The sequence below is a fragment of the Salimicrobium flavidum genome (assembly GCF_900156645.1).
Lineage (GTDB): Bacteria > Bacillota > Bacilli > Bacillales > Halobacillaceae > Salimicrobium > Salimicrobium flavidum.
On record NZ_FTOC01000004.1, the window covers coordinates 12,151 to 24,028 of the forward strand.

7 protein-coding genes are annotated in these 11,878 nt (G+C 47.6%); 1 reads left to right on the plus strand and 6 read right to left on the minus strand.

Annotation, left to right across the window (positions count from 1 at the left end; all coding sequences use genetic code 11):
* Positions 1-35 precede the first annotated feature (35 nt).
* From BW944_RS06880 to BW944_RS06900, 5 genes are all read right to left on the minus strand, one after another.
* Positions 36-1,298 carry a TIGR02679 family protein gene (locus tag BW944_RS06880; protein WP_076558125.1) on the minus strand — a complete coding sequence of 421 codons (1,263 nt, stop codon included), beginning with the start codon at positions 1,296-1,298 and terminating at the stop codon, positions 36-38.
* Complete coding sequence (locus BW944_RS06885) at positions 1,291-5,370, minus strand: TIGR02680 family protein (protein ID WP_076558127.1); 4,080 nt, start codon at positions 5,368-5,370, stop codon at positions 1,291-1,293. The genes BW944_RS06880 and BW944_RS06885 overlap by 8 nt, the downstream gene beginning before the upstream one ends.
* Entirely contained in the window at positions 5,363-6,532 is a 1,170-nt protein-coding gene (locus tag BW944_RS06890; RefSeq protein WP_076558128.1) for a TIGR02678 family protein, read from the minus strand. The genes BW944_RS06885 and BW944_RS06890 overlap by 8 nt, the downstream gene beginning before the upstream one ends.
* Positions 6,510-8,027 carry a TIGR02677 family protein gene (locus tag BW944_RS06895; RefSeq protein WP_076558130.1) on the minus strand — a complete coding sequence of 506 codons (1,518 nt, stop codon included), beginning with the start codon at positions 8,025-8,027 and terminating at the stop codon, positions 6,510-6,512. The genes BW944_RS06890 and BW944_RS06895 overlap by 23 nt, the downstream gene beginning before the upstream one ends.
* 98 nt (positions 8,028-8,125) lie before the next feature.
* The gene (locus tag BW944_RS06900) at positions 8,126-10,255 is read right to left on the minus strand and encodes a type IA DNA topoisomerase (RefSeq protein WP_076558131.1); all 2,130 of its coding nucleotides are present in this window, start codon (positions 10,253-10,255) and stop codon (positions 8,126-8,128) included.
* A 119-nt stretch (positions 10,256-10,374) separates the two neighbouring features.
* Here BW944_RS06900 and BW944_RS06905 point away from each other — a divergent pair, with 119 nt between their 5' ends.
* Entirely contained in the window at positions 10,375-10,824 is a 450-nt protein-coding gene (locus BW944_RS06905; protein WP_076558133.1) for a DUF1801 domain-containing protein, read from the plus strand.
* A 36-nt stretch (positions 10,825-10,860) separates the two neighbouring features.
* Here the strand turns inward: BW944_RS06905 and BW944_RS06910 are convergent, their stop codons facing one another.
* On the minus strand, positions 10,861-11,568 hold the full coding sequence (locus tag BW944_RS06910; RefSeq protein WP_076558134.1) for a metallophosphoesterase family protein: 708 nt from the start codon (positions 11,566-11,568) through the stop codon (positions 10,861-10,863).
* Positions 11,569-11,878: the final 310 nt, after the last annotated feature.

Sequence of the window (11,878 nt, forward strand, 5' to 3'; positions counted from 1 at the left end):
AGGGGGCTGGTCTCTTATTTTTTATTTTATTATGATTAAACGCTTTTCATTTCCCGAATCATCTCTTCGACAAGCGCTTCCTGATAACCTGATTTCCCTTTTTTCCTCATCACTTTTGCGACTTCTATAAGCTCAAGTGTCTCAAGCGTGTCAAGCTTTTTAAGCCTTGCCTCCGGAAGGACCACATCCGTTACGGACTTTTCATAATCCTTCAGGGACATATGCCATAGCACGGCATTACCTTCATATCTTTTTTTGATCAAATCCGCCATTTTCAGACCTTCCGGGTCAAAATCACCCGAGTATTTCAGTATCGCACCGTTTTCCACTAATGAATCAAGCAATTTCCAAGTCGAAAGTTTCACCTGACCCTGGGTCGCCACGATAGGTACGGTTGGAGCTTCATCAAGAATCATGGAACAGACACCGGAATTCTCCACAACGAACACTTCTTTTGTTTCTGCCGGATAAATCCTGTCGATGGAAACGAGTTCCCTCAGCGTTACGTTCCTCGCAAGATTCTTTCGATACGCCTCCCACCACACCGGATGGAGATTTCCTTCTTCTTCCGCCAAAAGGTTGGCACACGTTACGTAGTTCATAAGATCATCACGAAGAACCCCGTAAGTCTCCATCAACTCCGCAATCCCTTCCGTCGATCGCGGCACAGGAATCCCTTCGGCTGTACTCAGTAGATGAATCCACAATTTCCCGAGCTTTTTCTCTGTATCGAAAGCGTGGGGGTCTCCGGTGATCCTCTGACTGAATTTCGGAAGACGCTCTCCGTCCCCTGGGTCGGGTCTTCGACAGAAAGCAAGGTTCAGCTGCTGCATCAGTTCGAGAAAATGTTCTTCCTCTTCCATCCATGGGAAGAACAGATAAGTGGAAGGTGGTTTTTCCCTCAACACGCTTACCCAGAACGACAGCTCAGGATATCGCTCTTCAATCGTCGCAAAAAGGCTGGAAAGCCGTTGTGCTTCTCCGGCAACCTGTTCTTTTTTCGATACGATCCGCTCTCCGAAGTAAGATTGCAGGATTTCAAAAAGCGTCAGTTCTTCGAATTTCGTGACAGCCAGACGTTTCTCGAAAGCTTCCAAAGATACTCGCTTGTGACGCATCTTCTCAGGAGGTTTACCTAAAAATTCGGCCACTGCGATGATTTCCGCTTCTTCGTAAGTTTTCAAAGAAACACTGCCCCCGATTCTTCCAAGCGATTCATACTTATTCCGGAAATCCGTGAAAAGCCGGAGAAACGGTTCCGAACGGAAAAACGCGACAGCTTCCGTTCGTTTATCCATCACCATCCGCTCCCTTTTCCCTATTTTCTAGCACCTGTCCGTTCCACTCGTAGTTCATAACAGCAACGAATCCCGCATTAAGCGGACGAATCAGTTCACTCACCGCAAGATTCCGTACTGTATCATAATCTCCCCACAACACTTGAGAGTTCATAATATAATCAAAGCCGAGTTCCTCAACGATCTCGAACATTTCACGTATATTGTTCTCATCGACTCCTGCAAATGCTTCATCGAGTGATATGATATAAGGAGCAGTATTGGAAGCTTCCTGATAACGGGAATAGGCGGCTGCGAATAGCGGGATGTACATCGCCATCGCTTTCTCTCCACCACTGAATTTATAAAAAGCATTATTGGTAAGCTCACGCTTGGGCTCGGATGGGCGACTGTAAGACAGAACGAATGAGAACCACTTCCGATAATCGAGCACTTCTTTAAGCACCTGAAGCAGCGTCTGGCCTTCTCCTCTTTCATACATCTGTTCTTTCGCCTGGTCGATCCGGGACCGGAAATGGGAGACCATACGGTCAAAGTCCTCTTCTTTCATGATTTCTTGTTTACGATTGAGGAGTTCGACGAGTTCTTTTGTATCCAGTTCTTCATCCCGGTCGGCGGTACGCGGTTTCCATCTGATCGAAAATTTCAGACCGGAGGAGGAATTCCGGGATTCCATCAGGCTGTTCATTTTCTCCGTCCACTGTTTCGCCCGGCGGATCCGGCTTTTCAGTTTGTTGCCCACCGATTTGAACAGAATCTCCTCGTATAATTCGCGGTCCTGTTCATCGAGCATCTGGCTCTGGTGTTCACGGATCTCCCGCTGTTTTTCTTCTGCTATCATCGGGGAAACCTGTCGCCCATCATAGTTCAATTCGACGAAGTTCCTCCATGCTGCGTTCTCCCACTCCTTGTACAGGAGACTCTCTTCATTCGTCATCTCTTGCTGGAACGACTCGGAAGCGAGGTGATTCGGGTACTGCTGTAGCTGATATTCCACCAAATCCTGGTTGACTTCATGGAATTTTTTCGTTACTTGCTCGAGAAGCTGGGATTCCCGCTTATGCTCTTCGTATCCAGATGAGAGTTCGGCTGCAAGTTCTTCATCCTCCAGCGAATCATCCACTTCAACAAACCCGAACTCGCGCTCCCACACGAACAGACGTCGCCATTGCTCCCTTATGAACGTATGGAACTGAAGAACACGGGTGAGATTTTTCACCCTCCTTTCAAATTGATCGAGATTCACTTGCTCGACAGGTATTTTGTTTTGCAGCCTGCCCAGCTTTTCTTTCACCTCCCGTTGTTCTACCTGCACACGTTCGATGTTCCTACGGATTTCTTCAGCCCCCTGCTGGCGGAGCTGTTCCTCGATAGCATCGAGTGTCCATTTCCGCTTTTGAATCTGGTCCTCGAGAATGTTGATTTCCCCCTGCACTTCATCCGTTTCTTCCTGGCGCTCCTTAATGCGCACACGCAAGGAGTCCTGTTCTTTCCTGATATGGATATATTTCTGATGGATCAGTTCGAGTTCTGATAGTTCCTCGCGGTAACGGTGCATGACTTGAAGCGCCTCTTTGTAAGATTCCCGGGAGCGCTCCAACTTAAATTCTCTTGTATCTTCTTCCAGTTGCTGATTCATGGAACGGAACTCACGCGAGAGTTCTTTACGTTCTGCATCTTTCTCTTTCATATTCTGAAGAAGACGGGCGATATCACGGCGGACATCCGTCATATTCTGATAGATTACACGAAGGTCCTCGTCATTCGGAAATCGTTCCATCGATTCCGAAGACTCTTTCATTTTCCGGATAAGTTCATCCGCTCTTTTTCTATGTTCCGACACTTGGCCTTCCAGGAATTGAATCTGTTCCTGAAGTTCTTCTATCTTTTCTTTTCTGTACCGCTCCCGCGCAGAGCGCCCGATGAACTTCGCTTCTCCCTGAGGAACGGCATGCCCTTTCAATATATCAAGACGATAGCTTCCGTCTGTCTGGACAGATGACGCCCCTTCTCCGACCTCGATACTCGCGAGTACATCATATACTGCTTTTTCACTCACCGTCTGATCCGGAACATCCGCCTGCAAATATTCTTCCAGAGTATGAGCCATCGTTTTCGGCTGCGGAATGATGATGCGGTCATGGCTGATATCCGTTTTATCCTCCGTTATGAGTGCATCAAGGAGACCTGTTTCGAGAAGAGCTGCCTCGATCCGGTTTCTCGTCTCCCTATCCACATCCCCCCGGAATTCGACCGCTTCATAGAAAGGGAGAATAGACCCTCGCGCAAACGTTTCTCTAGCTCTGGACGTTGCATCCGGCCGTTCGGGTACAGGAGCCCGCTTCATCTTCCAGGAAGCGAGCTCATCTTTGGTTTCGATCAGCTCTTTTTCCACAAGCGACTCGAGATGTTCTTCCTGCAATTTCTCTGCCTGCAGATTGCTCGTATATGCTTCGTGTTCTGCTTGGAATGGTACTGAAATATCCCGGTACGTCACAGGTTCGTATAAAGAGTAGATTCTTCTTGATGTTTCCTGGACCACCTCGTCTCCAACGTTCCACGGAACATCTTTCAGCCACGTAAAAATACCTTCAAGCTTCTTCTGTTTATCTTCATCGAAAGTACGCTGCCATTCTTTCTCATCCGCTGTTTTTTCGTCGCGGACACGTTCAATTTCACTGTATTCACGTTCTTTTTCCGCCCGTTTCTCTTTTAACCGTTCAAGTTTTTCCAAACGATCTTCGAGTTCACGCAAGGTCGTCACATGCTGCGTCGTCTGCTTCTTCCACGTATCAAATGCTTCACTGCCAAGTCTGTCGAAGTCCCGGGCATTGAATTCATGGTGAAAGAAGGAGGCTTCGGCAGCATCATTCCCGAGATTCATGAGCGCATCTTCTATATCTTTCTCTTGCTCCTGTTCGTCCGCTTCTTTCTGATCCAAGTCTGCCTGCAGTTTCCGTTCGTCCCGTTTTTTCTCTGTCAGGCGTTCCTCTTTGGACTGGAGCTGACGCTGATTCTTATCCAGCTCATCTTTCGTCTCATTCTTCTCTCTTTCAAGACGCCAGACATCATGCGAGCGCAAGCTTTCTTCCTGATTTGTCAGTACTTCCGTCCGTCTATCCGCTTGTTCTTTCTCATCGATAAGCTCCTGAAGCGTCTGTTCTGTCCCCAGTTTCTTCTGCTGATTGTTCTCCAATTCCTGTTCATCGTCCGTCACACGCTGACGCGCTTCTTCCCACTTCCATGCATGATGGCGCAATCGATGCTCGTTGTAACGGCTGTACACAGCATTTATCTTTCCTAGTGCATCGATATGGCGGTCCACCTGCTCGATGTGTTGCCTCGTCTCATCCATATGCTCGATCGTGTCGGACAAATGACGCAGGTCTTCATCTGTCAGCGGCGGCAGAGCAGCTTCCAGAATTTCATAGATAACGGTAGGACGAAAATCCTTCGAAAGCTTCGGGCTTCTCAGTTGTATAAGTAATTTGATCAGATCTTCATAAGCTTCGAGCGTCTCAAACCCGAAAACATGCTTATTCACAAGCGCCATGTATTCCCGGTTCGTCTGCACGACTTCCCCACCGCCACCGATACGATTTTCGAGTTCGATTCGGGACAAGGGGATCTTTTCCCCTTTTTCCATTTTGAAAAGTTCAAAGTCCTCCCCGATCCGTCGGTTGTCTGTGATAGCGAAGCCCCATGATTTCAGCGGCTTCTGCCGTTTCGCCTGCAGCCCGATTCCCGTCGTAATGTATTGTCCTGTATCTTCACGCTCGTACTCGATGAACAGATAACCGGTACGCTCATCTCTATCCACGACTTCTTTTTCACCGAGAAGGTAATCTTCCATACGTCTCGCTTTGGATCCGAATGGATCGAGTCTATCCGGTGTTTTCTTTCCGTCGAGCAATACCGGTAAGAAACTTTGCATCGTCACTGATTTCCCGGAACCATTGCTGCCCCTCAACAATAGTTTTCCATCGGAGAAATCGAACACTTCATAATCGTAATACCAGAAATTCAACAGTCCGGCGCGGCGCATTTTCCATTTATTCATTTTTTCAGCCATTCGTATTCTCCTTTTCATCCATTTTTTCCCTATCCTCTTTGGAATAGTGACCAATCAGTCGTCCGAATCCGGGCTGAATGACAAAATCGCTGCCTTCGCTGTAGCCGAATTCCCATTCTTCCATCGCCTCTGTCACCGTCGTCACGAGCCCTGATAAAGTCGACTCGCGTAAAGTTTTGCTGAAACCGGACCCCGCTTCTTCCTGAACCCGCCGAACCAGTTCTTCCAGTTCCAGGGAAGTCATGTGCACCTCTCCGATTTCATTCCGCTCATAAGCCTCAAGATTTCCCCTTAGTATTTTCGACATATGTAAAAGAACGCTCGATACACCCTTCTGATCAGGAAATAACGTATGAAGCTGACGCCGCTCATCCATAACGAGCATCGCTGCGTTTTTGAACACTTCCAGGCGATAGGGACTATGTGCTTCGATGTCATCCGAAAGTCTGCTTCTGAAATTACGAATGTACAAAAAGTCAGGGTCTTCCTTCTCTTTCCTGTAAACGACCGGCGAAAAGAAAAGTTTGCGATATACCCGTTTCCGCCTCGCATCCTGTACCTGGCGTTTCCATTCACTTTCGAGGATCTCGTCGCTCGTCGAATAAACGGACAATTGCTCCGGATAGGTACGCATGAAATATCTGGCATAGACAGTCACTTCATACAGTACTTCGTGCTCCTCATCTTTGTGGAATTCATCTATTTCCCCGTCGACGACCTTCAGAATGCCGAGATCGACAAGTTTATGCATCACACGGATCAAAGATTTACGATGTGTGTAAATCGTCCAGTCAAGATCCCGTTCCCCTGGATACAATTCCTTGATCTCCTCACAAATATGGGAAAGGAGAAATTGATCATCCACCGTACGACTTTCCGTAAAGGCCAGTCCGCAACAGAACAGCGCATAATCCATCGGTTCCCTGAACTCCTCCATCCCCATCCACACTTTCGATTCGACAGGAATCTTTTCAAGTTTGATGAAGTGCTGATGCACGATCAGATCAAAACCGAATTTATCCATGACGTACCGTTTCAATTCGTATTCGTTCTCCCGGATCATCTGATACGTCTCCGGGGCATCTCTTCTCAGCACCCAGAAATTTTCGAACAGAATCATCAGAGCTTCCGTCGCTTTATCATTGAATGCTTTCTGCTCCATGAGGCACTCCTCCTTCCCCGCGGACTACCGGACGATCGATGAAATGAAAAGTACATGTAGGCATATGCATAACTCCATCTTCCGCCCACAGTTCCGTCTTCTTCGCCCTATTTATTTCCACTTTCACACGTTCTCCCATATTCGTCTTGATCGTCCGGTCCTTTTTCGACATCGCCCTGCCGATCCAGGAGAGGAATAATTTCCGGATATAGGCTTCCACTTCCCGGACTTCCGAGGTATCGATACAGTTATCATGGATATACGTCTCGATCATTTCCTTCTCACGCTTCCGTCTCTCTTCTTCTTCCTTTCGAACCTGGTCTTTTTCTTTTGTGAAGTCAGTGACCGCTCCCGCTTTTGTCCGTTCAGTATTCCCAGGAATTCTGGGTTTAGTATGGTGGCTCATCGCTTCTTCTTCCCATACATCTGTATAAATATCATCCGTCGGTACGTGATCCGTATGAAGATGTTTCGTATGGAAGACGCCGAATGCCACCGCAGACAGATGGTGCGCGTCTCCGATGTTTTCGAGGGAATCGAACCATTTTGCCAGATGAAGATAATCTTTCTTTCTGCTGTGAAAATGCTGATGCCGCTCGCTCAGTCTCTGCATGACACGCGTAATCCGGCGGATCGATTCATTCGTCCTCTCTTCAAGCAGCTCATATTCACTCTGATGAAGCGCATCCCCGAGAAACCAGACTTTCAGGGACTCCCACTTCTCTTCATTTTCTTTCTTCGCAGCTTCCGTATCCTGCTCCTCGAACCGGAACGCTTTCGTCTTATGATCGGCCGCCTTCTGGAAAAAAAGGGTGAGATCATCCACAGACATCCGCTTCAGCAAAGACTGAATGATGGAAGACGTCTGTTGCATCCCGACGATGAAATCCCGCAAATACGTCGTGAACTGTTCTTTATACGCGAGGAAGGCTTCCGTCTGCATTTTCTCCTCCGCTCTTTCGCTGTTCAAATAAGCGAGATAATCGGCTGTATTTTTCGTAATCGCCCGGAAATACGTCATCACGTCATCAAGACGCTGGGAACATTCTTCTTCTTTTACATTTTCCCCGAGCGCCTCTTCCACTTTTTCGAGCGCCTGCTGCAGACGTTCAAACTGTGTTTTCTCAAGGGACCCGCCGAAGGTTTCGCCGAGTCCTTCCATCTCGACAAGCATCCGTTCGAACTCCACCGTATAAGGCGTGCTCTGATAACGGAAGCGTTTTTTCTTGAATTCATCCACCGTCCTCACCTTTCCGGCTTCCTGACGGGCTATGATATTGCCCCATTTCACCAGCTGATCCAGATCGGCCTGGAGTTGTTCTGACGTATAATCGGTGAATTCCCCCTGCTCCTTTAGATGACGAAGGATATCATCCGGATACAAAAATTCGCGCATCCGCTCGTGCTGCATATAGAAGTAGCGCAAAATCGCGCGGTAGGTTGAAGCTTTGTCGGCTGTCAGGTATGAAGCTTCCGTCACTTTTTTGAAATTCATCGGTCGCTCTCCTTATTGAGGTTTGTCTCTATTGTACTAGAATCCTATAAAAAAACACCACAGCTCTTTGCTTAAACTTAAAGAACTGTGGCGTTTGCCTACTTTTTCTCAAAATCGAATTTGATATTGTACTCCTCATCGAGCTTCAAAGCGGTACTGAATTGTTTCTTGTTCTTGCTCTTGAACCCTTTCAGCACTTTCGTCTGCTTCTTCTCACAAAGCGTTTTGATCATGTTTTCGGTCAGCGTTTTGCCTGCCAGTCGCTTCGGAAATGTCACTTTACATCCCTGCTTATACCCGGAGCAGGCGTAAAACTTATATCGATCCACGATTGACCCTTCTTTACACGAGGGGCAGGTGACGATCGGTTCGTTCCACTTCTTCTTCGTCTCTCCGGTATCTCGTATCTGTACGTTTTCAAGGGAATCGGGGGCCTCCTGGATGAGCTTCTCGATGAATTTACCGGTATTGTCGATAAACGCCTGTTTCGACCCTTCCCCTTCACCGATTTTCCGGAGGTAGGCTTCCCATTTCGCGGTCATCGACGGACTCGAAAGCAGCGTCCCTTCAATCGTTTCACACAGCATGATACCTTTGTCCGTCATCGACACCGCGTTTTTCCTGACAGTGATATAATTCTGTTTCTTGATTGTCTCGATGATCCCGGAGCGGGTGGCCTCGGTGCCGAGCCCTTCCACTTCTTTCAGAATCTCCACATCTTCCTCGTCCTCCACCGTTTTTCCGGCCGTTTTCATCATCGTGATGAGCTGCCCTTCCGTGTAGGGTTTCGGAGGCTGCGTCATGCTTTCTTTGATGTGGACGTTCGCATCAGGATTCTCGCCTTCCCGGACTTCAGGAAGCAGTTCCTCCTTTTTCTTCTTCGGCTGAGGAAAAAGCTCTTTCCAGCCAAGATCCACTTCTCTTTTTCCCTTAGAGAAAAAGGCGAGTTCACGCACGTCCGTCTGAATCACCGTTTCTTCATAAACATAGTCCCGGTGGAACATGGCGAGCGTCGTCGCCAGCACTTCGTTGTAAATATTCCGCTCTTCCTGGCTGAGACCTTCCAGTTTCTTCGCTGACGGAATCGTCTTCGTCGGGATGATCGCGTAGTGCTCCTCGACTTTCGATCCGTTGACGTACCGCTTATTCGGCTTCAGTGACACAGGAGAAAAATCTGTTCCGAGCGCCTGTTTGTACCCTTCGATCTTTTTCACGAGATAAGCGAACTCGCTGTCGGTGATGAAATTACAGTCCGTCCGGGGATAGGAAAGGAGCTTCTTCTCGTACAGCTGCTGGGCCACTTTCAGCACTTTCGCCGGGGGATATTTCCACATCCGGTTAGCTATACTCTGAAGTGTGGACAGAGAATGTAGTTTGGGTGACTTGATTCGCTTCGTCTTTTTATCCACTTTCTGTATCGTGCCTTCATGCGTCTCGTTCTCCTTCAGCCTGTGCTGGTCCATGAGAGCCTGGACTTTCGCTTTGTCTTTCTCTTTGATTTTAGCGAGTCCTTTGTACTCCCCCTTTTCAGCCTTGAAGTTCCCTTCAATCTGGTAAAAAGGCTCGGATACGAAGTTCTCGATTTCTTTATGACGCTGATAGATGAGGTAGACGGTGGGCGACTGCACGCGACCGATCGACAAATGGCTTCCGAACCCTTTCTTCTGAAGATGCAGAGTGAACAGCCGACTCGCATTCATACCTACGAGCCAGTCACTGATCTGCCGGGCTTTCGCCTCTTCGAACATGCGCAGATCCTTTTCATTGTTCTGCAGGTTCTCGAATCCTTTCCGCACCTCATCCTTTTCAAGGGAGTTGATCCAGAGACGCTTCACCGGCTTCTTCACCCCGGTGAGCCGCAGGATGCTATAGAAAATATTCGAACCTTCCCGGTCCACGTCTGCGGCATTCACGATTACATCCGCTTCTTTGAACAACTGCTTCACTGCCTGGAACTGCTCCCATTTACCCTTAGACACTTTTTCCTGGAAGCGTTCCGGTACCATCGGCAGCTGGTCGAGCTTCCATTTCTTCCATTCTTTCTTATAATCCTGCGGTTCCTTCAACTCCACCAGGTGACCCACACCCCAGGTGATCGTCGCTCCATCGGGAAAAGTGGAATCCGGCTTCAACTGTATGTACGTTTTCGTTTTATTCTGCACGGAAAAAGCCTCCGCATAAGCTTTCGCCTGGGACGGCTTCTCAGCAAGAATCACCACTTTCGTCATCGTCCGGTCACGCCCTTTCTTTTATTAAACATACCGGTTTTCGAAGGAAAAATCAAGAACGTACGTTTGCAGACTAAATAGCATAGATAAGGTATAATAGGAGGAAAGGAGGCATTTGGATGAAAATTGAAGCTGGCACGATCGAAGAATTGTTTGAAGCATCGGGGCAATTCGAAGAAGATTTACGGAAACTGGATGAGTGGATTATGGAAACGGAGCCCCATGTAAAAAGGCAACTCATTTCAGGTACCAGCATCACTATGATGGGGTATGGTGAGATGGACTGGCAGAATGATAATGATGGAGATTATTGGCCCGTGATTGGTGTCGCCCCGCAGAAAAACAACCTTAGTGTCTATGTCTCAGGAAAAAAAGATGGAAAACCATTGCTGGAAGTCTACACGAAAGAAGTGCTCGGAGGTGTGAACAATGGCAAGCATTGCATACGTATACGCAATCTGAAAAAAGTGGATGAGGGTAAAATGAAAGAAGCGATTCGTGACGCTTTTGCCTGGGCTGCGGAGCAGCGGGAGCGTTTCGAGAAGAAACGTACCTCTACGGACGAATGATAAACAGATGCCAGGTGGTAGTCCTGGCACCTTTGTTCAAAGTTTCCCTGTATGATAGACATCTGCCACCAGGCCCCCTTGTGGGTATCCATAGTCTTCTAGTTTTTGGACAGCATGGTCAATATCGTAAGAGACTTTTCGGATGGACGTGCTGTTTTCACTAACGATCAAGTAGGATGCTTTCGCTTCCCCATCAAAAGGTAAGCCGACGCTACCGAGGTTCGCAACAATTTTTCCGTCGATATGACGTACGTACGGTTTATGGATGTGACCGTACAGATAGATGTCGGCCTCTTCTTTTTCCATGATCGCCTTTTTCAAATCTTCATCGGAAGTATCAGGGGTGACGACATCAAACAGACTGTCGGGCGTGGCGTGAAATCCGTATACTTTTTTCTCCCCGATTGTTTCGGTTACGTGTTCCGGAAGATTTTCAAGATAAGAAATATCGTCTTCTGTCAGCTGTTGGACCGTCCAGTCTTTTTCCTCCCGCATCATACCGATAACTTTTTCCGGGACTTCCCCGTCCTGAATACCACGAGTGACCCAGGCATCAGCATTGCCTTTGATGACGGGAACGTCCAAATTGCGGATGAGATCCAAAGATTTTTTGGGTTCCGGGCCTCTGAAGCAGAGGTCACCGAGGACCACAATTTTGTCGATATCTTGTTGTTTGATGTCGTCGAGTACTGCTTCTAGTGCTGTTGCGTTGCCGTGTATGTCTGAGATAAATGCGATGTTCATAAACGACTCCTTTCTTTATATCAACCAAATGATTATATTCCCTATTTCCTACGAAAAAAACCTTTCGACAGGGGCACTTCCACGAGTTTGAAACTTATGCAGTAATTATTTAAATGAATATACCCATACTTGAAATGACTAGCAAAACTGCACCCATCACTATAGTAAAAACTCCGTATATTTTTGAGTCCTGTTTTTTCATATTCATTCCAATGTAGACGATTACCAGACTCATCAAAATCAAAGACACGGAAGAGTTTTCGGGCAAGATTCTCACATCGAGTAACCCTGACAAACCAACTATCATCAA